We start from the raw sequence: 24531 nt of genomic DNA, 5'->3' as shown, positions 1-24531 counted from the left end.
GTGGAAGGGGTCAGAAGTGCATCTGCGCGCGCAGCTCGAAGATTTCCGGCGTGCTGTGCACGCCACGACGGCTGGCGTCGACCTTCACGTAGTTGGCCTGGAACTTGAAGTGGCTGGTGAGGTACCAGTTCGCACCCAGGGTCAGGTCGTGCTGGCGGCCACCGAGGATGCTGCCGTCGTCGAGGTCCAGTCGGCTGTAGCGTGCCACCAGTTCAACCGCGCCGTAGTTGTGCGCGGGCTTGATGTTGGCCACGGCGCCGGCATTGTACGGGCGCGATTCGCCGGTCAGCACCCAGCTGGCCATCGCGTACTGGCCACTGCCGGTGTAGTCGGGCAGGCCCTTGCGGGTGACGGTGGCCTGCAGGGCTTCGGCCTGCAGCGAGAACGGGCCGCGGATCCAGATGCCTTCCAGGCCGGTGCGGCGGATCTGGTCGGCGGTGACCAGCGCGCCGGAGTCGACGTAACGGATGTCGGTCAGGCCGGCTTCCGGACGTGCGCGCAGGCGTGCGCTGGCTTCGTGGTGCACATCGCGGCCATCGCTGTAGCCGCGCGGATTTTCCTGCGAGTAGGCCAGGCCCAGGTGGATCACATCACCCGGCGCCTTCACCGGCGTCCACACGGCGCGCACCGCCTGGGTGGTGCCGGGGTTGTCACCCTGCAGGTCCTTGCCGCCATAGGCGCCGGCCTGCAGCAGGTACTGCGGGCGCTCCAGCACCCATTCCACGCCGGTACGGCGGCCGGCGTAGAACGCCTGCACCGGCAGCGCGGTTTCCAGGAAGCTGCCGGCACGCGAGGAGGTGTTCGCATCCAGGCCGACCGGGGTCTTCATGTAGCCGAAGCGGAAACGACCGACGTCGCGGCCGAAGAACGCCTTGCTCTCGAAGCGCACGAACACGTCCAGCCAGGTGTCGGCCTGGAAGTCGTAGTAGACCATCGCGTCGTAGACGCCCTTCTTCTTCAACGTTGCGCCGAACTCCTTGCGGCGCACGGCATCATCGTCCTCAAGGCCGCTGGCCGAGGAGAAGTCGTTGTAGTCGTAGGCGATGTTGGCGGTGGCGGCCAGCTCGGTGCCATCGCCGAAGGTGTACTTGGTCGGCCAGTTGTCGAAATCCGCTGCCGAAGCGAAGGCGGGAAGGGCGGCCAGCGACAGGGCCAGCAAGGTGGGAATCGGGCGCATGTTGGGTGCGGCTCTCTCGGATTGCGTGTGGACAGGACATCAACGGCCGCAAGGGCCGGAACTTTCGCAAGGACGCGCCCGGCCGTTCAGCCTGGGCCACCGGCCTCCCCGGGATCGGGCGGTGCGGCGCCAGTGTAGGCACCGTGGCCGCCTGAACCGGGGGGCTAGTACCAATAGGTTATCTGCGCCGGCGTGCCTGGCGCGTACAAAGGCGTCCATTGGTCGCACCCCTCGTGCATGCAGCACGGGGCCCGCGATCAGTTTCCACGGTAACGGTTCCCGTGCTGTCCCGGGGCCGTACGTGCCTGAAAACGCCCCTTCCGGAGTACGCCATGCACATCCCGACCGCAGCCCCGGCGCCTGCAAAGCCGTTGCCGATCTATCGCCAGCTGTATTTCCAGGTGATCGTGGCGATCGTCCTGGGCGCCATCCTCGGCCACTACGAACCGCTGATCGGCGAGAAGATGAAGCCGCTCGGCGACGCCTTCATCAACCTGGTGAAGATGATCATCGCGCCGGTGATCTTCCTGACCATCGTCACCGGCATCGCCAGCATGACCCACCTGCGCACCGTGGGCCGGGTGTTCGCCAAGGCGATGGCGTACTTCCTGTTCTTCTCCACGCTGGCGCTGATCGTCGGCATGATCGTGGCGCACGTGGTGCAGCCCGGCGCCGGCATGAACATCAACCCGGCCGAGCTGGACCAGACCGCGGTGCACAGCTACGTCGAGAAGTCGCATGACCTGACCCTGGTCGGCTTCCTGATGGACATCATCCCGAAGACGCTGCTCAGCGCCTTCGTCGACGGCAACATCCTGCAGGTGCTGTTCGTGGCCGTGCTGTTCGGCATCGCGCTGGCGATGGTGGGCGAGAAGGGCAAGCCGGTGCTGAACTTCCTGGAGGCGCTGGTCGCCCCGGTGTTCAAGCTGGTGCACATCCTGATGAAGGCCGCCCCGATCGGTGCCTTCGGTGCGATCGCCTTCACCATCGGCAAGTACGGCGTCGGTTCGCTGATCAACCTGGCCTGGCTGGTGGGCTCGTTCTACCTCACCGCGTTCCTGTTCGTGGCGGTCATCCTGGGCCTGGTCTGCCGCCTGTGCGGCTTCTCGGTGTTCAAGCTGGCGCGCTACCTGAAGGCCGAACTGCTGCTGGTGCTGGGCACCTCCTCGTCGGAGTCGGCGCTGCCGTCGCTGATGGAGAAGATGGAACGGGCCGGCTGCAGCAAGTCGGTGGTGGGCCTGGTGGTCCCGACGGGCTACTCGTTCAACCTGGACGGCACCAACATCTACATGACCCTGGCCGCGCTGTTCATCGCCCAGGCCACCAACACCGAACTGACCCTGGGCCACCAGATCGCCCTGCTGCTGGTCGCCATGCTCAGCTCCAAGGGCGCGGCCGGTGTCACCGGTGCCGGCTTCATCACCCTGGCCGCCACCCTGGCGGTGGTGCCGGAAGTGCCGGTGGCCGGCATGGCGCTGATCCTGGGCGTGGACCGCTTCATGAGCGAATGCCGCTCGCTGACCAACTTCATCGGTAATGCGGTGGCCACCGTGGTGGTCTCGCGCTGGGAAGGCGCACTGGACCGCAACCGCCTGCAGCTGGCGCTGGATGGCCGCGAAAGCGAGCTGCCGCCGCCGGTGGATGCGCTGCCCGAGGCGCTGCCGGCCAAGGGCTGATCCAGGTGTGTGGTACCGCGGGGCCGATCACGACAGTGGTACGGCCCCGCGGCGTTTCAAGGCGTCCCACGGCTGTCACGCGAGGCGCCGAAGCTGGTATCACGGTCTGGTCGCATACGGCACGGAATTGTGCGGTCGCAGCATGCATGCGACAGGATAGCGACAGGTCCAGACGCTCCAACGGGGGTATCATCCCCTGTCCCTTCTGCCCATTCATGTAACCCACATCGATGTCCAACGAAGATTTCAAACAGGCCGCCCTCGATTACCACCGGATGTCTCCGCCCGGCAAGATCAAGGTTTCCGCTACCAAGCCCATGCTGACCCAGCGCGACCTGTCGCTGGCGTATTCGCCGGGCGTGGCGTACGCCTGTGAAGCGATCAAGGCCGACCCGCAGCAGGCCAGCGAGCTGACCGCGCGCGGCAACCTGGTGGCGGTGATCTCCAACGGCACCGCGGTGCTGGGCCTGGGCAACATCGGCGCGCTGGCCGGCAAGCCGGTGATGGAAGGCAAGGGCGTGCTGTTCCAGAAGTTCGCCGGCATCGATGTGTTCGACATCGAAGTGGATGAAACCGACCCGGACAAGCTGGTCGACATCATCGCCTCGCTGGAGCCGACCTTCGGCGGCATCAACCTGGAAGACATCAAGGCGCCGGAATGCTTCGTGGTCGAGCGCAAGCTGCGCGAACGCATGAAGATCCCGGTGTTCCATGACGACCAGCACGGAACGGCGATCATCGTCGGCGCGGCCGTGCTCAACGCGATGGCGATCACCGGCAAGAAGATCGAGGACGTGAAGCTGGCGACCACGGGCATGGGCGCGGCCGGCATTTCCTGCGTGAACATGCTGGTGCAGCTGGGCCTGAAGCCGGAGAACATCCTGGCCTTCGACCGCGAGGGTGTGATCCATACCGGCCGCACCGACCTGGACCCGGAAAAGCAGCGCTATGCGCGCGACACCGACAAGCGCACCCTGGCCGAGATCGTCGATGGCGCGGATATCTTCCTGGGCCTGTCCGCGCCGGGCATCCTGACCGCCGAGATGGTGAAGACGATGGCGCCGGACCCGGTGATCTTCGCCCTGGCCAACCCGACCCCGGAAATCATGCCGGAACTGGCGCGTGCCGCCCGTCCGGACGCGATCATCGGCACCGGCCGTTCGGACTACCCGAACCAGGTCAACAACGTGCTGTGCTTCCCGTACCTGTTCCGCGGTGCGCTGGACGTGGGCGCCACCGCGATCAACGAGGAAATGAAGATCGCCTGCGTGCGTGCCATCGCTGCACTGGCACGCCGCGCCGCCACCGACATGGGCTCGGCCTATGGCGGCGACACCCCGAGCTTCGGCCGTGAATACCTGATTCCGCGTCCGTTCGACCGCCGCCTGCTGGTGGAGCTGTCGGCTGCCGTGGCCCAGGCCGCGATGGACTCGGGCGTGGCCTCGCGCCCGATCGACGACATGGGCGCCTACCGCGACAAGCTGGCCCAGTTCGTCTACCGCACCAGCCTGATGATGAAGCCGGTCTACGACCGCGCGCGCAGCGACAAGCAGCGCGTGGTGTATGCCGAAGGCGAAGAGGAAGTGGTGCTGCAGGCGGTGCAGAACGTGGTCGATGACGGCCTGGCGCACCCGATCCTGATCGGCCGCCCGGAAGTGATCGAGTCGCGCATCGAGCGCCTCGGCCTGCGCCTGAAGATCGGTGAGAACGTTGAAGTCACCAACATCAACGACGACCCGCGCTTCAACGAGTACTGGCAGTACTACCACGGCCTGACCGGCCGTCGTGGCGTGACCGTGGCCGCGGCGAAGAACCTGATGCGTTCGCGCCCGACCCTGATCGCCGCGGTGATGGTGGCGCGTGGCGAAGCCGATGCGATGCTGACCGGCATCGTCGGCCGCTTCCACAAGAAGCTGGGCTACGTGCGCAGCGTGCTGCCGCTGGAGCCGAAGGTCACCTCGACCTCGGCGATGACCGGCGTGATCAACCAGCAGGGCGTGTTCTTCTTCGTCGATACCCACGTGCAGGAAGACCCGACCGCCGAGCAGCTGTGCGAAGCCACGCTGCAGGCGGCCTACCGCATGAAGCTGTTCGGCATCGAGCCGAAGGTGGCGCTGCTGTCGCACTCCAACTTCGGCAGCCATGATTCGAAGGACGCGCTGAAGATGCGCCAGGTGCGCGAGCTGCTGCTCAAGCGCAACCCGCGTCTGAACGTGGACGGCGAAATGCAGGGCGACACCGCGTGGGATGAAGCGCTGCGCCAGAAGCTGCTGCCGGGCTCGACCCTGCAGGGCCGCGCCAACCTGTTCGTGCTGCCGAACCTGGAAGCGGCCAACATCGCCTACAACCTGGTGCGTGTGTTCACCGACGGTGTGGCGATCGGCCCGATCCTGATGGGCGTGAACAAGCCGGTGCATATCCTGACCACCAGCGCGACCTCGCGCCGGATCCTGAACATGACCGCGATCGCCGCGGTGGATGCGCAGATCCGCAAGCAGCTGGAAGCGGAAAAGAAGGCATAAGCCTTCTTTCCCACTTCCGCTGCCCACGCATTCTTCCTCTACCCCCGCCTTCGGCGCGCCCCTTCAACAAGAAGGGGCTCCTGGTCGGAAGAATGATGGCGCTGGCGCCGTTGGGCGTCGGCGCAAATGAAAACACCGGGCACTGCCCGGTGTTTTCATTTGCCGCAACGGTCGCCGAACCTGCCACACGCGCTTCGCAACCCGGTCATTTGCCTGCAACCCCGCTGGGGCCCAATACGCCCACGCGGCCCGGCCGTGGGAAGGGACCGGACCGGCCTTCCCACCCTGGGCCCGACCACCTCCCCATCGGCGAAAGTGTCATGCGCAATCGAGTGACCCGGCGGTACTTCCAGCAGTTGTTCGCGCTGTACGCAGGATTCGTGCGGTCGCGCTGAGGCCGCCAGCTGCCGCGGCGCGGCGGGCATCCGTGCCCACCGTGCATGCGGCTTACTGCGCCGCGCCGGGTGCCAGCAGTTCAATCTCCGCCAGCGGCATCCGGCTCGGTGCCACCAGGCGCAGGCGGTACTCGCTGTAGCGACCGGGCCTGGCGATGCGGAACGGCCGGGTCTGGCGAGCGGATTCGAAGTCTTCGCCGCTGCGCTGGTCCAGCAGCGTCCAGCTGCCGTCGCCGCTGCGGGCCTCCAGCGCCCATTCGCCACCGCGGATGCTGCCGTCGCCGCTGGTCAGCGTGTACATCGTCGGGGCGCCCTCGGCCAGCCCGGTCAGCGCGATGATCGCGCCACCGCCCAGGCCCACCGTGGTGCCGGCATCGTCATCCACCAGCGCCGGCAGGGCGCGGCCATCGGCCAGCGTCGCCTTCGCGGAGTGGCCGAGCAGGTCGTGCAGCAGCTGCGGACGCTGGCCACGCGCGGTCAGCGAGGGCGGCGCGTCGTCCACGCCACTGCCCCAGCGCGATGGCTGCGGCCCCATCACGAAGTCCAGCGTTGCACCCTTGGCGATCAGTTCGTGCGGCACCCAGGTCTTGGTCCAGGGTTTGCCGTTGATCTTCAGCGACTGCACGTAGACGTTCTCGCGCGTGTTGTTGGCCGCGTTCACGGTCAGCACGGCGCCGCCCTGCAGTTCCACGCGTGCGTGGCGGAATGCCGGCGAACCGATCACGTACTCGGGGGCGCCCATGCGCAACGGGTACAGGCCCAGCGAGGCCAGCACGTACCACGCCGAGGTCTCGCCATTGTCCTCGTCACCCGGATAGCCCTGGCCGATCTCGCTGCCGACGTACAGCCGCGACAGGATCTCGCGCACGTGCTGCTGGGTCTTCCACGGCTGCCCGGCATACAGGTACATCCACGGGATGTGGTGCGCCGGCTGGTTGCTGTGCGCGTACATGCCCATGCGCACATCGCGTGCTTCGGTCATTTCATGGATGGTGCCGCCGTAGGAGCCGGCCAGGGCCGGGTCTGCGGTTTCCGGGGTGGCGAAGAAGGCATCCAGCTTCGCCGCCAGCCTGTCGCGGCCACCGTACAGCGCGGCCAGGCCCTCGCCATCGTGGGCGGCGGTGAAGGCGAAGGTCCAGCCATTGGACTCGGTGTAGTCGTGGCCCCACACGCGCGGGTCGTAGCGCTTGGAATCCACTCGCCAGCGGCCGTCGGCAGTGCGGCCCTGGAAGAAGCCGGCGGCCGGATCGAACATCGTTGCGTAGCTGGCCGCGCGGTAGCGGAAGTAGTCGGCCTCGGTGCTGTAGCGCTCGCGTGCGGCAGGCGTGGTTGCGCGCTTGGCCAGGGCATCGGCCATGTTGGCGACGCCGAAGTCATTGAGCGCGCCTTCCATCGTCCACGACATGCCCTCGTGCACGTCGGCACTGGCATAGCCGCGGAAGGTCGAACGGTCCATGCCCTTGCGGCCGACGTGACGGTCCGGCGGTACCACGGTCGCGTTCTTCAACGCGGCGGCATAGGCCTCGGCCGGATCGAAGCCGCCGATGCCCTTCAGCCACGCGTCGGCGAAGGCCACGTCGGAGCTGGTACCGACCATCAGGTCGGCATAGCCCGGCGACGACCAGCGTGCGATCCAGCCACCGGCGCGATACTGCTCGATGAAGCCCTGCACCAGCTGCCCGGCATCATCGGGCGTGAACAGCGCATAGGCTGGCCACGTGGTGCGGAAGGTGTCCCAGAAACCGTTGTTGACGAACACCTTGCCATCGCGCACGGCGGCGAAGGTCCGGGTCGCGCTGCCGCCGGTGTTGTCCTCGCTGGCACTGGCCTGGTTGGCGTAGCGCCAGTCCGGTGCGGCCGCGCTGCCCACATTCTCGTGGCCGGAATTGGGATACAGGAAGAGCCGGTACAGGCTGGAATACAGCGTGGTCTTCTGGTCGTCGCTGGCATCGCCGATGTCGAAGCGGGCCAGGCGTGCATCCCAGGCATCCTGCGCGCGGCCGGCCACGCTCTCCAGCGTATCGGCCGCAGCAATCTCCAGCGCCAGATTGTGCCGGGCCTGTTCCACCGAGATCAGCGAGGTGGCGATGCGCATGTTCACCCGCCGCTCGCTGCCGGCATCGAACTTGATGTAGCCGGTGGGGCGGCCGGTGTCGATGCGGCCGCTGCTGCGCCACGGCTTGTCGAAACGGGCCGCCACGTACATGCGGCTGGCGCCGTTGGACAGGCCGCTGCGCGTATCGGTGTAGCCGGTGAGGGTCTGCGTGGCGGCATCCAGGGTCAGCCCACCACGCGCATCAACGTTGTCGAACAGCAGGTTGGCGTCGCCGTCTTCGGGGAAATCGAAGCGGAACAGCGCCGCATGGTCGGTCGGCGCGATCGCGGCGGCGATGCCGTTGTCGAAGCGCACGTCGTAACGGTAGGGGCGCGCACTCTCATGGCTGCGCTCGAACGACAGCGCGCGCTTGCGGCGGTCGGCGGACGGCACGCCGCGGTTGGCCGAGGGCATCACCTGGAAGGTCTGGCGGTCGCCCATCCACGGGCTGGGCTGGTGGCTCAGCGCAAGCGCCTGCAGCTGCGGACGGTTCTGCGCATCGTTCTGCTCGTTCCAGCGGTACAGCCAGTTCAGCGCACCGGCATCGGTCACCGGGGTCCAGAAGTTGAATCCGTGCGGCACCGCCGTGGCCGGGAAATTGTTGCCGCGCGAGAAGGTGCCGTTGGCCTGGGTGCCGCGGGTGGTCAGCACCCAATCGGAAGCCCGCTGTGGCTGGGGGCGTGGCTGCACGTCCAGGCGCACGTCGTCAATCCAGCCGGAGACCGGTGCACCCTCGGCACTGGCCACCTCCAGTTCGATCGCCACCACGCGACGCCCCTTCAGCGCGGGTACCTCGCCCAGGCGTATCGCCTTGCGCGCCCACTGCTGCGGATACAGCGTCTTCGACGCGCCTTGCGCGCGCGCGCCGATGGCCACGCCATGCTGGTCGCGTGCAGCGCTGGACGACACGCGGCTGCCATCGTCCAGCAGCAGGTCCAGCGAGACATAGGTCGAGGCCACGGTGTCCTTGCCGACGATTTCCGGCAGCACCAGCCATGACAGGGTGGTTTCGGCTTCGATGGGCAGATCGGTCCTGAACAGCTCGCGCCGCGCGCTGCCGCCGTTGCTGCTGTAGCGCAGTGCATGCAGGCCGCTGTAGCCGGCATTGCGCTTGGCGGCGTAGGGCGCGGCGGGACCGTCGCCGATCGACACCTGCAACCCACCCGCCGCCGGGGTCGGGGCCGGTTCACCCGGTTCGAACGAAGTCTGCAGCCCCTGTGCCAACACCGGCATCGCGGTAGTCGCACAGGCCAGGGCCAGGGCGAGCGGAAGCAGGGCGCGGCGTGGATCGGACAGGGTCATGCAGGGATCTCCCGGAAGGGCTGGCGGCGGGCAGAACCCGCATCGGCGGGCACCACGGACAGCATCGCTCCGCCCGCCGGGATGGCAGTGGGAGAGGCGATGCCGGTCCGGTGGGGGCGGGCCATGCGATCGGGTCGAAGAGGGCAGGTCGGGTCGAGACCTGGCCCGATCCTGCAACAGCCGCCGCGACCTGACAAGTGCCATTTAGTTCGATCCAAATGCGGGAAATAGTGCGGTCGGCAGGTTTTCGGCGCGAACCCGCCGGATCGATTGAAGAAATCGCCCTGCCGATCCGGCCTGCGCAGGGGCGGCACAATGTCGGGGCGGCCCGGATGCTAGAATCACAGCCCTCGCAACCCGTTCATCGACATCCGCCATGAGCCATACCGCCACCGCGCCCGCCAACGCCGAGAAGCGCTACACCGTGCACCGCAGCGATCTGCCGCTGAGCTGCCCGACCCCGGAAATGGCGCTGTGGAACTCGCATCCGCGCGTGTACCTGCCGATCGAAGACGAGCCCAACGGCGAAGCGCAGTGCCCGTACTGCGGTTCCGTGTTCGTGCTGGCCGACTAAGCGGCCGCCCCTTCGATGCGCCGATTGACCGTGGTGCAGTTGCTGCCGGCGCTGCACTCCGGCGGTGTCGAGCGCTCGACCCTGGAAATTGCTGCGGCCCTGGTCGCCGCCGGCCATCGCGCGCTGGTGGTTTCTGCTGGTGGCCGCCTGGTGCAGCCGCTGCTGGACAGCGGTGCCGAGCACCTCACCCTCGACATCGGCCGCAAGTCGCTGCTGACCCTGCGGCATCTGCCGACCCTGCGGCGCCTGTTTGCCGAGGTCGGCGCCGACATCGTGCATGCTCGTTCGCGGCTGCCGGCCTGGCTGGGCCTGTACGCGATCCGCGCCATGCCCGCCGCACAGCGCCCGCACTGGGTCACCACCGTGCACGGGCTGAACTCACCCAGTCGCTACAGCGCAGTGATGACCAGCGGCGAGCGCGTGATCTGCGTATCCAACAGCGTACGTGACTACGTGCGCCGGCATTACCCGACGGTCCCCGAAGCGACGCTGCAGGTGATCCCGCGCGGCGTCGACGTCGCCCAGTTCCCGCGCGTGGCGCGCGCCGACCGCCGGCCGCGCCTGGCGCTGGCGGCCGATCATCCGTGGCTGGCGCAGGTGGAAGGCCCGCTGCTGCTGCTGCCGGGGCGGGGCACCCGCCTGAAGGGCCACGCCCATGCGCTGCAGCTGCTGTCCGACGTGCGCGCCGCCGGTGTGCCGGCCCAGCTGTGGATGCTGGGCACCGATGAACCGGGCCGCGAAGCCTATGTGGCGGATCTGCGCCGGCAGGCGACGGCGCTGGGCGTGGCCGAGGCCGTGCAGATCAGCGCGCCCACCGCACGCATTGCCCAGGCCTATGCCGCCAGTGACCTGGTGCTGCAGCTGTCGGACAAACCGGAAGCCTTTGGCCGCACCGTGGTCGAGGCGCTGTCGGTCGGCCGCCCGGTGCTGGGCTGGGACCATGGCGGCGTGGGTGAACTGCTGCAGCAACTGCAACCCGCGGGCGCCGTACCGTTGGGTGATGCGCGGGCACTGGGTGAACGCGCGCTGGCCCTGCTGGCGCAGCCGCCGTCCCTGCCGGCGCGCATCCCGTTTACCCTGCAGGCCATGCAGCGTGACACCCTTCGCCTCTATGCCGACCTTGCCGGCTGACGCCACCGTTCCCCTGCGCGACGACCGCGCCGGGCGCTGGGCACCCTGGTGGGTGCTGGCGTACGTGGCGATGTGGCCGCTGCCGGGCATCGCCGAAACCGTGCTCGGACTGGGCGCGCTGTACGCCGCCGCGCGCATGGTCATGCGCCGCCTGCAGCGCCGTCCGCACCTGCTGAGCACGGCGGCCTGGGCGCTGACCTCGATCCTGTTCCTTGGCTACTGGCTGCCGCAGGCGTTCTCGGCCATCGATGCCATCGATCCTGCAGCGTCGTGGACCAAGGCGGCCGCCGGCCTGCGCTATCTTCCTTTCATGTGGCTGGTGGCAATCGCCGTAGCCACGCCCGAACGGCGAAGGCTGACCTTCGGTGGCCTGGCACTGATCACGGGTGCATGGACGCTGGATGCACTGGTACAGGCCGTGGCCGGTACCAGCCCATGGTTCTGGTCGCTGGAACACCTGAAGCTGGCCGTGAGCGGCCACGCGTTGTGCCCGGCGGACGAAGCCGCCCTGGCTGACCGGCTCAGTGGGGCCCTGGGGCCCTGCAACCTCAAGTTCGGCCAGGTGCTGGCCAGCTTGTCACCGTTCCTGTTGTTGCCGATCGCGCGGCGCTTCGGCAATGCGGGCTGGTTGCTGGCGGCCGCCGCGCTTGGCGGCGTGCTGCTGCTGGCAGGGTCGCGTGCCTCGTGGATCACGTTCGCACTGGTGCTGGCCTACAGTGGCGTGCGCCAGTTCGGCTGGAAGCGGCTGGCGTTGCTGGCGCTGCTTGCGGTGCTGGCAGCCGGCGCGTTGACCGCCAGCGTGCCGCAACTGCGCGAACGCTTCGCGCGTACGGCGATGGCCTGGGAGGGCGGCGAACGCGGTGTCGACCAGGCGCTGTCCGGGCGTGCACGGATCTGGCAGGCCGCCGTGTGCATGATTGAAGAACATCCGATCAACGGTGTCGGCGCACGCGGCTTCCGCGATGCCTATCCGGCCTGCGTCGCCGATGAGGGGCCGGCGGTCTGGGGTAATGCGCCTGCGCTGCATGCCCATCAGATCGTGCTGGAAATCCTCGCTGAAACCGGCGTGCTCGGTCTGCTGCTGTGGTTGGCGGCGGTGGCCCAGGCCTGGCGCGCATGGCGCTATGCGCCGGCCAGCGCGCGTGAGCGCGCGCGCCCGGCGATGCTGGCGCTGGCGGTCACGGTGTTTCCGCTCAACACCCACCTGGCGTTCTACTCGGCGTTCTGGGGCGGCCTGACGGTGATGCTGGCCGCGCTGTTCGCCGGCAGCCTGCTGGCGCGCGAGGCAGAGGATTCGCCGCCGATACGGTAGTTGCCAACCTTGGTTGGCCATCCCCAGGTCGAGGGTCAGATCATCGGCGCCAACCAAGGTTGGCGACTACCTCGCGCATGCAGACGCCCAGCAGTCCGGTCGATGTCAGCCCTGGCTGGCACCGGCTGCCACATCCAGCTAATTGTAGAAATCGCTCCGCCCGCCCGGTTGGCGCTTGAAACGGCGATGGATCCACAGGTACTGGTCGGGCGCCTCGCGCACCATCGCTTCGATGGCCTGGTTGACCCGGGTGGTGTCTGCTTCCACGTCCTCGCTGGGGAAGTTCTCCAGCGGTGCGCCGATCTTCAGGAAGTACTTCCCGCCTTCGCGGCGGTGGAAGTACGGGATCACGGCGCAGCCGGTCATCCGCGCCAGCTGGTGGGTGGCGGTGATGGTGGACGCGGTGTGGCCGAAGAACGGCACGAACACGGTGTCCTTGCCGCGCATGTCCTGGTCCGGCGCGTACCAGAGGAAGCCGCCCTTCTTCAGGTGCCGCACAGTGGCGCGGATGTCCTCGTTGGCATACATCGCCTTGGCGTAGCGCAGGCGGCCGAACTTCACCGCCCACTCGTACACCGGGTTCTTGTGCTTGCGGTACATGCCCGACAGGTCGACGTAGTCGCACAGCAGGCGGCCACACATCTCCAGGGTCATGAAGTGGCCGGAGACCAGCAGCACGCCGCGGCCTTCGGCCTGCATCCGGCGCAGATGTTCCAGGCCCTCGATCTGCACCTGCGGACGGATGCGGTCGATGCTGCCCCACCAGGCACGGATGCATTCGAACACGCCCACGCCCAGCGCATCGAAGCTGTCGCGCACCAGGCGCTGGCGCCAGGCCTCGTCCTTTTCCGGGAAGCACAGCTGCAGGTTGACCTCGGCGGCGCGGCGGCGGCTGCCGAGCAGGCGCCAGCTGATCCAGCCGACGCCACGGCCCAGCGCGCGCTGCAGCATCCACGGCAGGCGGGCGATGGCGAAGGCGCCGAACATGACGGCGAACATCGGCCAGTTGCGGGGATCGCGCAGCGACGGGCGGATGGCAGTGGAGGCATCGGACATTGCTCCATTCTACCAACCCGGCCGCGTGTCTTTCCCGGGGGCCTCCCGTATCCTTGCCGCATGCGTAAAGACCCTGTCGAATGGATCCTGCGCGGCCTGTATTCGGCCGTGCTTTACCTGCTGCTGCCGATCACCGTGTACCACCTGGTCTGGCGCGGTTTCCGGGTCCGTGAATACTTCCGGCGCTGGGACGAGCGCTACGCCTCCTACCCACAGCCGACCGGCCAGCCGCGGGTCTGGCTGCATGCGGTGTCGGTGGGCGAGGTCAATGCCGCCGCCCCGCTGGTCAACGCCCTGCGCCAGCAACGTCCGGATATCCGCTGGGTCATCACCACCATCACCCCGACCGGGTCCGAACGCGTGCGCGCGCTGTGGGGCGACGCGCTCGACCATGTCTACCTGCCGTACGACGTGCCCGGCAGCGTCAACCGCTTCCTCGGCCACTTCCGGCCCAGCCTGGCGCTGATCCTGGAGACCGAGCTGTGGCCGAACATGCTGTTCGGTTGCCGCGATCGCCGCATTCCGGTCTACATCCTCAATGCCCGCCTGTCGGCCCGCTCGCTGCGTGGCTACCGGTTGCTGGCAGCGCTGATCCGTCGCGCCCTGCGCACGGTTACCTGCGTCGCCGCACAGTCGCAGGATGATGCCGAGCGTTTCGTGCAGCTGGGCGCGGCCCCCGAGCAGGTGCAGGCGCTGGGCAACCTGAAGTTCGACATCGCCACGCCGGACGTTCAGGATTTCGTCGCGCAGTTCCATGCGCAGGTACCCGCTGGACGCCCGGTGTGGATCGCCGCCAGCACCCATGACGGTGAGGAGCAGGCGGTGATCGACCTGCACCGTCGCCTGCGCCAGCAGCATCCCGACCTGCTGCTGCTGTGGGCGCCGCGCCATCCCGAGCGCTTCCCGAAGGTGGAGGCCCTGGCGCGCGAGCAGGGCTGGAATGTGGCGACCCGGCGTGCGATGCAGTGGCCGGACGCCGGCACCGATGTGTTCGTCATCGACACCCTGGGTGAACTGATGCCGTTCTATGCCTGTGCGCAGGTGGCGTTCGTCGGCGGCAGCCTGCAATCGATCGGTGGCCACAACCTGCTGGAACCGGCGGCGATGGGCACCGCCGCGGTGACCGGCCCGCACCTGCACAACTTCTCCGAGATCTCACGACGCATGCGCGAGGCCGGTGCCCTGCTGATCGGCGAGGACGTGCAGGCGGTTGGCGATCTGCTGCAGCACCTGCTTGATGACGAACGTGCACGCGAGGACATGGCGCGTGCCGGCTGCACCCTGGTCAGCAACGGTCGCGGCGCATTGCAGCGTACGCTGGCGCTGGTGGCCCCCCACCTGCCTCCTCCGCGCAGCTGAGGCCGCAGGGGATTCGATCCACGTACTGCGGATCGAATGACGTGATCGCCTGCATCAATTCTGCTTAACGGCGAGATTTCTGTCGTTGCAGGACCGTGGAACGGTGTGCCGACGTGCCTGCGATCACAATGCGGCGTGCACGCCACGGATTCTGATATCGCCCTTCGCCGCAGGCTGCCAGCCTGCTGTCGAACGTGCTTGGGCGGATATCAAGGAACCTTGCGATGGATAGCGACAGCGGCCCGGGCGACATGGGCGATGCAGGGCCGGGCAGGGACCACCTTGCAGGGGTGATCCTGACCCTGATGCTGGGTGGCAGCGTGATCGCGCTGGTGGGGCAGCACACCGCCGCACAGGCAGGCCCTGCGATCGTGTTGAGCCTGTTGCTGGCTGCGCTGGGCACCGCGCCGCTGCTGTATTGCCTGCACATCCTGGGCCGGCAGCTGCCGGTGGCCGAGGGCCTGCACGGCCTGCTGCGGGCGCGTTGGGGCAGGGTCCCGGCCGGCCTGCTCGGCGCCGCGCTGCTGGTGGAACTGATGGCGACCAGCGCCGGCGTGGCGCAGTCCATGGCCAGCCACGTGCATGCGCTGCTGGCCAGCTGTGGCATCGAGGCCGGTAACGCGATGCCGGTTGCGCTGATGGCCACCCTTGGCCTGCTTCTGCTTGGGCTGATCGGATTGCTGCCACCGAGGCGTGGGGCGCTGGTGGCCTGTGCGTTGCTGACGGTGAAGCTGGGCACCGGCCTGTTGCTGCTGGTGCTGGCGGCCCGCCATGTGCACTACGCGCTCTGGATACCGTGGCTGCCGGAGGCCACGGCGCCCTATCGCTTCGGGCCAGGAGGAGTGCTGGCAGCCAGCGTGCCGCTGCTCGGCGTGTTTGCCTGTGCCGGCCTGGTGCTGGGATTTCCCGGCGTGTGTGGCCAGGTGCGGACGCGACAGGCGGCGTTGCTGGCGAGCACGCTGCTGCTGGCCATGCTGCTGCTGATCGTGCTGGCCGCGTTGCAGTCCGGCCTGGTCGAGTTTCCGGCCTTGGCCAGTACGCGGCCGTTGTCGGTGGCATTGCAGCAGCACCCGCAACTGCAGTGGATGATGCCGCTGCTGCCACTGGCGGGGGCGAGCGGGTTGGCGGCACTCCTGCTGGTGCTGCTGCGGGTGGCTGCGCGGTTGGCAACGCAGTTGTGGACGGCGGCCCGCGATGCATCGCATGGGCGTGTTGCGCCGCCGATGCCGGTCGCGGTGGTGCTGGCCGCGGCGCTGCTGGCGCTGGCGATGCCGATGGGCACATTGCCGGTGCTGCCTGGGCCGGCAACCCTGCTGGTGATGGCGGCGCTGTGCCTGGCTGCCCTGCGCGCGCAGGTTCCGCTACCACGCGCCCTGCCGGTGCTGGCCCCCCTGGCCGCCGCGCTGTGCCTGTTGGCCGCCGCGGAACGGATGCGTGCGTGGCCCGGCTGACGACCAGGCAAGCCTCCCATGCGTGGAGGCTTCGGCCTGCGTCGCGCACAAAAAAAAGCCACCCTCGCGGGTGGCTTCTTCGTTGCCGGCAGGGCGGCGACTCAGTGCGTGGTCGTTGCCGGGTTGCCTGCGTCCTGGGTCAGCAGGCGGTTGACGTCCTGCAGCTCGGCCACATCCAGTGCGCCCAGCGACTGGCTCAGCAGCAGGCGGTTCTGCAGGAAGGTGTAGCGGGCGTTGGCGTAATCCAGCTGCGCCGAGAACAGGATGCGCTGGTTCTGGATCACGTCCAGCACGGTACGGGTACCGACTTCCAGGCCAACCTGCGAGGCGTCGTACGCGCTCTGCGCCGAGACCACCGCCAGGCGGCGGGCTTCCACTTCGCTGATGCCCTGCACCAGGGTCTGGTAGGCGTTGCGGGTGTTGCGGTCCAGGGCACGCTTCTGCTGTTCGTAGCCGTCCTGGGCGATGTCACGCTGGGCCAGCGCCTGGCGCACGCCGGACTGGGTGGCACCGCCGGAGAAGATCGGCACGCTCAGGGTCAGGCCGATGCTGTTGGTGCGTGCGTCCGGCGACAGCGAGCCGGCACCGGTGCTGTCACCCCAGGTCGCGCTCTTGCCCCAGCTGCCGCCCAGCGACAGGGTCGGGTAATGGCCACCGCGGGCGGCCTGCACGCTGGCTTCGGCGGCACTGACCTTCAGTTCCTGCGCCTTCAGCGCCGGATTCTGGTTGGTCGCCTGGTGCACCAGTTCGTCGATGTTGCCGCGGTTGGCCGGCACTTCCGGGCGGAAGTCCGCCGGCAGGCCACGCAGGTTGACCACCGGCTGGCCGGTCAGTTCGGTCAGGGCCTGGTAGTTATCGGCCAGGGTGTTCTGCGCAACGATGGTGTTTGCGCGCGCCTGGTCGTACTGGGCGCGTGCTTCATGCACGTCGGTGATTGGCGCCAGGCCCACTTCCAGGCGCTTGTCGGCGAAGTCGAACTGCTTCTTCGCGGCCGCTTCATTGGTCTGTGCGGCGTTCAGCGATTCGATCGCCACCAGCACGTTGAAGTAGGCCGCCGAGGTGCGCACGATCAGGCTGTCGTTGGCCGAGTCGAGGGTGAAGTCCGCCGCCTTGCTCAGTTCGCGCTGCGAACGCAGGTTGTTGATCTGGGTCCAGTTGAACAGCGTCTGGCTGCCGTCGATCGTGTAGTTGCGGCGCTTGCTGGTGACCGTGCCGGAGTTGGCGTCATGGTCGGCTTCGCTGCGCGAGCGGTTCAGCGTGGCCTGGCCATTGATCTGCGGCAGCAGGGCGGCGCGCGCCTGCACGGCGCCTTCCTTGTCGACCAGCCGGGTCGATTCGGCGGCGGACAGCTGCGGATCGCCGTTGCGCGCCATCTCGTAGACCTGCAGCAGGTCGGCGGCATGGGCGGACAACGGCAGCAGGGCAGTGGCCAGCGCAACAGCGAGGGATCGGCGGATCATTGCGGCTTCCTTGGACTCAGAGGTGGAACTGGGGTGCCGGGGCGGCACCGCGCAGGTAATCGATATCGGTTTCGAACAGCGATTCGGTGCTGCCGTCGGCCTTGACCAGCAGGGCCTCCATCGCCGGCGAGCGGCCCTGGATCACGAACAGGCGGCCACCCGGACGCAGCCACGAGGCGAACTGTGACGGCACCACGTCGACCGCACCAGTGACACAGATCACGTCAAAACGGCGTTCGGTCTGCCAGGACAGGGCGTCGGCCACTTCCACACGGACATTGGTGCCCAGGCCGGAGGCGTCCAGACGGGCGCGTGCGGCGGCGGCCAGTTCCGGGTCGATCTCCAGGCTCAGCACGTCGCGCGCCAGCGCGCCGATGCAGGCAGCCAGGAAGCCGCTGCCGGTGCCGATCTCCAGCACTTCGTCACCCGGCTGCAGGTCCAGTGCCTGCAGGGTACGGCCCTCGATGACCGGCTTCATCATCTTCTGGCCATGGCCGATCGGCAGTTCGACGTCGGCGTAGGCCAGCGCCCGGTGCGCGTCGGCGACAAAGGCCTCGCGCGGCAGGCGGGCGAGGACGTCGAGCACCTTGATGTCCAGCACGTCCCAGGGACGGATCTGCTGTTCCACCATCAGTTCGCGGGCGTGGGCGTAATCAATCGTCATGAGGTTCAAATCCAGCGCAGTGGGCCGGCCATTTTACCGGTGCCGGAGGCCGGCGGCGCGCCCAGAGCATCAGCTGCCGGGTGGCCGGGGTCGCAGTGCCGGAAGTCATCGCGACCTCCGGTTCGTTCAGTTTTGGTTATCCGGCCGTCCCGGCCCCTCGCGGCGCATAGGCGCGCAGGAAGAAGTCGATGCTGGCGGTCACGTGGGTCAGAGGGTCGCACTCCACCGGTGACAGTGGCATGCCGCACATCATATGCATGTGCACTTCGCCCTTCACCAGGGTCAGGAACTGCTGGCCGGCGAGATAGTAATCGGCAATCTCCAGCTCGCCGCGTTCGCCGCGCGCGCGCAGGAAGTCTGCCAGGGCCGCGCAGGTACGTTCCGGGCCGGCCTGCCAGAACAGCTCGCGCAGGCGTTCATCGGTCTCCGGGGCCATCATCATGCGCTGGATCGAGATTGCCGCATCGGAGGTGATCAGCTCGAAGAAGGCCAGGCCGATGCCGATCAGCTGGTCGCGCAGCGGGCCGTCCGCGTCGGCCACGAACAGGGCGTCGGGCAGCATTTCAATGCATTTGGACTGCACGGCCTCGGAGAACAGGGTCTCCTTGTCGCCGAAATGGCTGTACACGGTCAGCTTCGAGACGCCGGCCTGAGCAGCGATGGCGTCCATGCTCACGCCGGTATAGCCCTGTTCGATGAACAGTGCCTTGGCTGCTTCAAGGATCGCCGCGCGCTTGCCGAGATCCTTGGGGCGCCCGGGTCCGGCGGCCTTGGCAGCAGGCTTGGCCGACGGCTTGCGGGAAGTAGGAGAACTCATCGCAACAATACTAGACCAAGCGGTTCGATATTTATACTATACCGACCGGTTTATTAAATTGGGCCGGCAGTCGCGGCTCCCCCCTTGTTGGACCCTGCGTTTTCAGGACGTTGACCGATGAAGATCGTGCGCTGGATGGGCGGTATGGTGTGGGTGGCTGCGCTGGCAGCCTGTTCGGGACAGGAACAGGCGCCGCAGGCGGCCGTGCCGGTGCTGGTGGTTCACCCTGGCGAGCAGGCCGGGCAGGCGCCTGCGGCGTTCCCGGGCACGGTGCGCGCACGCCAGGAAAGCCCGCTGTCGTTCCGCGTCGGCGGCAACCTGGTCAAGCGCCACGTCGATGCCGGCCAGCGGGTGAAGAAGGGCGACGTGCTGGCCGAGCTGGACGTGGCCGACTTCGCGCTGCAGGCCCGCGCTTCGCAGGCCCAGCTGGCCGCGGCCGAGGCCGACCTGGTGCGCGCCCGCGACGACCTCAAGCGCTATCAGGTGCTGGCCGACCAGCAGCTGGTCAGCCGCTCGCAGCTGGACCAGCAGTCTGCCGCGTTCAAGGCCGCGCAGGGCCAGGCCAATGCGGCGCGTGCCAACCTCGATGTGCTGCGCAACCAGGCCGATTACGCGCAGCTGCGTGCACCGGCCGACGGCGTGATCGCCAGCCGCGAGGCCGAAGCCGGGCAGGTGGTGTCCGCCGGCCAGACCATTTTCAACCTGGCCGCCGACGGTGGCCGCGAAGTGCTGATCGACCTGCCCGAAGCCACCATCCGCGATTACGCGGTCGGCCAGCCGGTCGAGGTGGAACTGTGGAACCGTCCCGGCCAGCGCCTGCCAGGCACGATCCGCGAGATTGCCGCCGCTGCCGATCCGCAGGCACGGACCTATGCGACCCGGGTCAGCCTGGCGGCCGATGCACTGGCTGATGTGGAGCTGGGCCAGAGCGCACGTGTCTACAGCAGCGCCGGCCGCCACGGCACCCTGCAGCTGCCGCTGGGCGCGCTGCAACGCGGTGCCAACGGTGCCGCCAGCGTGTGGGTGGTCGATCCGGCCAACAGCACGCTGAAGGCTGCGGCGGTCACCACCGGTGCCTACGGCAGCGAGACGGTGCCGGTGCTCACGGGCGTCGGCGCAGGCGACTGGGTGGTCGCCGCCGGTGGCCATCTGCTGCGTGCCGGCCAGCCGGTGATCGCCGTGGACCGGCAGAACCGCCCGGTGCTGAAGCCGGCCGCGCCGGCCGCCGCCGCCAAGGCCAAGGAGTAAGCCAGTGCGCCGCTTCAATCTTTCCGAGTGGGCGTTGGCCAACCGTCCACTGGTGCTGTTTGCGATGCTCGCCTTCGCGCTGATCGGCGCGTGGTCATACAAGCACCTGGGCCAGTCCGAGGATCCACCGTTCACCTTCAAGGCGATGGTGGTGCGCACGCTGTGGCCGGGCGCCACCGCCGAGCAGGTCTCGCGGCAGGTGACCGAGCCGATCGAGAAGGCGCTGATGAACACCGGCGAGTACGAGTTCATCCGCTCGTACTCGCGCCCGGGCGAATCGCAGGTGATCTTCATGGCCCGCGACAGCCTGCGTTCCCGGCAGATTCCGGACCTGTGGTACCAGGTGCGCAAGCGCGTGGGCGACATCCGGGCGACGCTGCCGCGCGAGATCGTCGGCCCGTTCTTCAACGATGAGTTTGGCGACACCTACGGCAACATCTACGCGCTGACCGGCAAGGGCTTCGACTACGCCGTGATGCGCGACTACGCCGACCGTATCCAGCTGGAACTGCAGCGCGTGCCCGACGTCGGCAAGATCGACCTGGTCGGCCTGCAGGACGAGAAGGTGTGGATCGAGCTGTCCAATACCCGCCTGGCGACGCTGGGCGTGTCGATGCAGCAGGTACAGCAGGCATTGGCCGACCAGAACGCGATCACCGGCACCAGCTTCTTCGAGACCGCCACTGATCGCGTGCAGCTGCGCGTGACCGGCCAGTTCAACGATATCGAGGCGATCCGCCAGTTCCCGATCCGGGCAGGCGACCGGACCGTGCACCTGGGTGATATTGCCGAGGTGAAGCGCGGCTTCGCCGACCCGGCCTCGCCGAAGATGCGCTTCATGGGCGAAGAAGCGATCGGCCTGGCGGTGGCGATGAAGGACGGCGGTGACATCCTCAAGCTCGGTGCCAACCTCGATGCCGAATTCGAGCGCCTGCAGAAGACCCTGCCGGCCGGCATGCAGCTGCGCAAGGTGTCCGACCAGCCGCAGTCGGTGGAAGAGTCGGTGGGCGAGTTCGTGCAGGTGCTGACCGAGGCGGTGGTGATCGTGCTGCTGGTCAGCTTCTTCTCGCTGGGCCTGCGTACCGGCCTGGTGGTGGGCGTGACCATTCCGCTGGTGCTGGCGATGACCTTCTTCGTCATGCACTACTTCGACATCGGCCTGCACAAGATCTCGCTGGGCGCGCTGGTGCTGGCACTGGGCCTGCTGGTGGACGATGCGATCATCGCGGTGGAGATGATGGCCACCAAGATGGAACAGGGCTACGACCGCCTGCGCGCGGCCAGCTTCGCCTGGGAGTCAACCGCGTTCCCGATGCTGACCGGTACCCTGATCACCGCGGCCGGCTTCCTGCCGATCGCCACGGCGGCATCGAGCACCGGTGAGTACACCCGCTCGCTGTTCCAGGTGGTGACCATCGCGCTGGTGGTGTCGTGGATCGCAGCGGTGCTGTTCATCCCGTACCTGGGCGACAAGATGCTGCCGGACCTGTTCAATCCGCAGCCGCCCAAGCCGGGCAGCCTGTCCGCGCGCTGGCATGCCAGGCGCCAGCAGTGGGCCGACCGCTACCCGGCGCTGGCCAACCTGATCGCGCCACCGCAGCACGGGCACGACCATGACCCGTACCAGCGCCCGTTCTACCGCAGCTTCCGTCGCTTCCTCGACGCCTGCCTGCGTCGTCGCTGGTGGGTGATCGCCGCGACCATCGCCCTGTTCGTGTTCTCGCTGATGATGTTCCGCTTCGTGCCGCAGCAGTTCTTCCCGGATTCGACCCGGCCGGAGCTGATGGTGGACATCGAGCTGGCCGAGGGCGCGTCGCTGCGCTCGACCCAGGCCCAGGCCGAGAAGCTGGAAAAGCTGCTGTCCAGCCGCGACGGCATCGCCAACTACGTGTCCTATGTCGGTACCGGTTCGCCGCGCTTCTACCTGCCGCTGGACCAGCAGCTGCCGGCGACCAACTTCGCCCAGTTCGTGGTGCTGGCCAAGGACATCAAGTCGCGCGAAAGCACCCGCGACTGGCTGCTGCACGAGGTGATCCCGAAGTTCCCGGATGTGCAGATGCGCGTGACCCGCCTGGAGAACGGCCCGCCGGTCGGCTACCCGGTGCAGATGCGCATTTCCGGCGAGCACATCGAGAGGGTGCAGGCGATCGCGCGCCAGGTCGAGGCCAAGGTGCGTGAGAACCCGCACGTGATGAACGTCAACCTGGACTGGAGCGAGCCGAGCAAGGTGGTGCGGCTGGTGATCGACCAGGAGCGTGCCCGCGCGCTGGGCGTGAGCAGTGCCCAGGTCAGCCAGTTCCTGTCCAGTTCGCTGGCCGGGCAATCGGTGAGCGTGTACCGCGAAGGCAATCGCCAGATCGAGATGCTGTTGCGCGGCCCGGCCGATGAGCGCAACCAGCTGGAGCTGTTGTCGAGCCTGTCGATGCCCACCGCCAACGGCGGCAGCATCACGCTGTCGCAGGTGGCGACGATGGAGTACGGCTTCGAGGACGGCATCATCTGGCACCGCAACCGACTGCCGACGGTGACCGTGCGCGCCGACATCAGCGATGGCATGCAGCCGCTGGACGTGGTGCACCAGATCCTGCCGACGCTGGACGGCATCCGTGCTGAACTGCCCAGCGGCTACCTGCTGGAAACCGGCGGTACGGTGGAGGATTCGGCCCGCGGCCAGAACTCGATCAAGGCCGGCATGCCGCTGTTCCTGGTGGTGGTGGCGACGCTGCTGATGCTGCAGCTGCGCAGCTTCTCGCGCGCAGCGATGGTGCTGGTGACCGCGCCGCTGGGCATCATCGGTGCGACCCTGTTCCTGCTGCTGTTCCGCGCGCCGTTCGGCTTCGTGGCACTGCTGGGCACGATCGCACTGGCCGGCATGATCATGCGCAACTCGGTGATCCTGATCGACCAGATCCAGCAGGACATCGACGCCGGGCATGACCGCTGGCATTCGATCATCGATGCCACGGTGCGCCGCTTCCGCCCGATCGTGCTGACCGCGCTGGCTGCCGTGCTGGCGATGATTCCGCTGTCGCGCAGTGCGTTCTATGGCTCGATGGCGATCTCGATCATGGGCGGCCTGATCGTGGGAACGGTGCTGACCCTGGTGTTCCTGCCGGCGTTGTATGCGGCGTGGTTCCGGGTCAAGCCGGACGAATCCGGGGCGTGATGCCCCGGGTTTTCCCGGCCTCGGCCTCTGGCAGGTGCCAACCTTGGTTGGCACTGACGCATGCATCCACGCACGGCGTGGATGGATCTGCTCGCGGGATCTGCTTTCTGTAGAGCCGAGCCATGCTCGGCTGCTCTTCGCGCGATGATGGGATGAGTCGAGCATGGCTCGACTCTACAGAAGCATCCACGCATGGCGTGGATCTACTGCAGCTGCAGTCCGGTGCGCAGCAATGGCAACAACCACTCGATGAACACCCGCACGCGGTGTGCGCGATGCTGCCGGTGCGGCTGCAGCAGGGTTACCGGCAGCGGCTGCGCGACGTGCTGCGGCAGCACTTCCACCAATGCGCCTGATTGCAGTTCGGCCTGCACGTCGTAGCGCGGAATCTGCAGCAGCCCGAGCCCGGCCACGCAGCAGGCAATCGACGCCTCGGCGCTGTTCACCCGCACCCAGCCTGGCATCGGTAGCGTGTGCAGCTGGCTGCCGTCCTGCCACTCCCACGCTTCCACCCGCGCCGTGGTCGGCGAAGCGTAGTTCACCGCGCGGTGCTGCTGCAGATCGGCAGGTTGCTGCGGTACGCCGTGCTCGCGCAGATAGGCCGGTGCGGCAACGTTGACGAAATCGAGCTGGCCCAGGGTGCGGGCCACCAGACTGGAGTCGCTCAGCTGGCCGACGCGCAGTACGGCATCGCAGCCATCTTCGATCAGGTTCACCGCACGGTCGGTCATGCCCAGGTCCAGCTCCACCTGCGGGTAGCGTGCAAAGAAGTCGGGCAGGGCCGGGGCGAGGATGCGGCGGCCGATGCGGCTGGGCACGTCGATCTTCAGCAGTCCCACCGCCTGCGCGTCGTCCTGGCGGAACAATGACTCGGCGTCCTCGACCTCGGCAATCAGGCGCAGGCAACGGGCATGGAACACGTCGCCATCGTGGGTGGTGGAGACCCTGCGGGTCGAACGCTGCAGCAGGCGGGTGCCCAGCCGCTGTTCAAGTTCCGCGATGGCCGCTGACACCGTCGAACGGGGCAGGCCGAGCTGGTCGGCGGCGCGGGTGAAGCTGGCGCACTCCACCACGCGGGTGAAGATGCGGAAGCGATCGATCCGATCCATTGTTCGCTGGCTCTGGA

General features: G+C 67.8%; 16 protein-coding genes. 9 read left to right on the top strand and 7 right to left on the bottom strand.

The window, feature by feature from the left end:
• Window positions 1-10 precede the first annotated feature (10 nt).
• Complete coding sequence (locus QRO93_RS09025; RefSeq protein ID WP_180879085.1) at window positions 11-1177, bottom strand: OprO/OprP family phosphate-selective porin; 1167 nt, start codon at window positions 1175-1177, stop codon at window positions 11-13.
• 332 nt (window positions 1178-1509) lie between these two features.
• Between QRO93_RS09025 and QRO93_RS09020 the strand changes: the two genes are divergently transcribed.
• Window positions 1510-2853: a dicarboxylate/amino acid:cation symporter gene (locus tag QRO93_RS09020; protein WP_006468434.1), complete on the top strand. Its 1344-nt coding sequence runs from the start codon at window positions 1510-1512 to the stop codon at window positions 2851-2853.
• 230 nt (window positions 2854-3083) lie between these two features.
• Entirely contained in the window at window positions 3084-5375 is a 2292-nt protein-coding gene (locus QRO93_RS09015) for an NADP-dependent malic enzyme (protein WP_053450747.1), read from the top strand.
• 447 nt (window positions 5376-5822) lie between these two features.
• Here QRO93_RS09015 and QRO93_RS09010 read toward each other — a convergent pair whose 3' ends face one another.
• Complete coding sequence (locus QRO93_RS09010) at window positions 5823-9167, bottom strand: GH92 family glycosyl hydrolase (protein WP_180879083.1); 3345 nt, start codon at window positions 9165-9167, stop codon at window positions 5823-5825.
• 376 nt (window positions 9168-9543) lie between these two features.
• On the opposite strand from QRO93_RS09010, the gene QRO93_RS09005 reads away from it, so the two are divergent.
• The 3 genes from QRO93_RS09005 to QRO93_RS08995 are packed head-to-tail and all read left to right on the top strand — an operon-like array spanning window position 9544 to window position 12184.
• The gene (locus tag QRO93_RS09005) at window positions 9544-9741 is read left to right on the top strand and encodes a zinc-finger domain-containing protein (protein ID WP_005410967.1); all 198 of its coding nucleotides are present in this window, start codon (window positions 9544-9546) and stop codon (window positions 9739-9741) included.
• Window positions 9742-9756: 15 nt separating this feature from the next.
• Window positions 9757-10872: a glycosyltransferase gene (locus QRO93_RS09000; RefSeq protein ID WP_180879081.1), complete on the top strand. Its 1116-nt coding sequence runs from the start codon at window positions 9757-9759 to the stop codon at window positions 10870-10872.
• On the top strand, window positions 10853-12184 hold the full coding sequence (locus tag QRO93_RS08995; protein ID WP_053450744.1) for an O-antigen ligase: 1332 nt from the start codon (window positions 10853-10855) through the stop codon (window positions 12182-12184). Before QRO93_RS09000 ends, QRO93_RS08995 begins: the two co-directional genes overlap by 20 nt.
• A 138-nt stretch (window positions 12185-12322) precedes the next feature.
• On the opposite strand, the gene QRO93_RS08990 is transcribed toward QRO93_RS08995, so the two are convergent.
• Complete coding sequence (locus tag QRO93_RS08990) at window positions 12323-13240, bottom strand: LpxL/LpxP family Kdo(2)-lipid IV(A) lauroyl/palmitoleoyl acyltransferase (protein ID WP_053510811.1); 918 nt, start codon at window positions 13238-13240, stop codon at window positions 12323-12325.
• A 60-nt stretch (window positions 13241-13300) separates the two neighbouring features.
• Here QRO93_RS08990 and waaA point away from each other — a divergent pair, with 60 nt between their 5' ends.
• Together waaA and QRO93_RS08980 are read left to right on the top strand one after the other, a co-directional pair.
• Window positions 13301-14599: a lipid IV(A) 3-deoxy-D-manno-octulosonic acid transferase gene (waaA, locus tag QRO93_RS08985; RefSeq protein ID WP_053450742.1), complete on the top strand. Its 1299-nt coding sequence runs from the start codon at window positions 13301-13303 to the stop codon at window positions 14597-14599.
• A gap of 224 nt (window positions 14600-14823) precedes the next feature.
• On the top strand, window positions 14824-16050 hold the full coding sequence (locus QRO93_RS08980; protein ID WP_164242286.1) for an amino acid transporter: 1227 nt from the start codon (window positions 14824-14826) through the stop codon (window positions 16048-16050).
• Window positions 16051-16151: 101 nt separating this feature from the next.
• On the opposite strand, the gene QRO93_RS08975 is transcribed toward QRO93_RS08980, so the two are convergent.
• From QRO93_RS08975 to QRO93_RS08965, 3 genes are all read right to left on the bottom strand, one after another.
• Window positions 16152-17510 (bottom strand): TolC family outer membrane protein, encoded by a 1359-nt coding sequence (locus QRO93_RS08975; protein WP_053450740.1) that lies wholly within the window; start codon window positions 17508-17510, stop codon window positions 16152-16154.
• Window positions 17511-17526: 16 nt separating this feature from the next.
• On the bottom strand, window positions 17527-18174 hold the full coding sequence (locus QRO93_RS08970; protein ID WP_006468193.1) for a protein-L-isoaspartate O-methyltransferase: 648 nt from the start codon (window positions 18172-18174) through the stop codon (window positions 17527-17529).
• Window positions 18175-18310: 136 nt separating this feature from the next.
• On the bottom strand, window positions 18311-18991 hold the full coding sequence (locus QRO93_RS08965; RefSeq protein WP_008264859.1) for a TetR/AcrR family transcriptional regulator: 681 nt from the start codon (window positions 18989-18991) through the stop codon (window positions 18311-18313).
• 117 nt (window positions 18992-19108) lie between these two features.
• Between QRO93_RS08965 and QRO93_RS08960 the strand changes: the two genes are divergently transcribed.
• Together QRO93_RS08960 and QRO93_RS08955 are read left to right on the top strand one after the other, a co-directional pair.
• Window positions 19109-20239 carry an efflux RND transporter periplasmic adaptor subunit gene (locus QRO93_RS08960; protein WP_053450739.1) on the top strand — a complete coding sequence of 377 codons (1131 nt, stop codon included), beginning with the start codon at window positions 19109-19111 and terminating at the stop codon, window positions 20237-20239.
• A gap of 4 nt (window positions 20240-20243) precedes the next feature.
• Window positions 20244-23405, top strand: a complete 3162-nt coding sequence (locus tag QRO93_RS08955; RefSeq protein ID WP_053450738.1) for an efflux RND transporter permease subunit — start codon at window positions 20244-20246, stop codon at window positions 23403-23405.
• Window positions 23406-23608: 203 nt separating this feature from the next.
• On the opposite strand, the gene QRO93_RS08950 is transcribed toward QRO93_RS08955, so the two are convergent.
• Window positions 23609-24514, bottom strand: a complete 906-nt coding sequence (locus QRO93_RS08950) for a LysR family transcriptional regulator (protein WP_180879078.1) — start codon at window positions 24512-24514, stop codon at window positions 23609-23611.
• Between the last annotated feature and the right edge of the window lie 17 nt (window positions 24515-24531).

It is taken from the genome of Stenotrophomonas maltophilia group sp. Smal17, assembly GCF_030237045.1.
GTDB lineage: Bacteria > Pseudomonadota > Gammaproteobacteria > Xanthomonadales > Xanthomonadaceae > Stenotrophomonas > Stenotrophomonas forensis.
The sequence above is the reverse complement of the archived record's forward strand: the minus strand, read 5'-3'. Positions and strand labels throughout refer to the sequence as shown.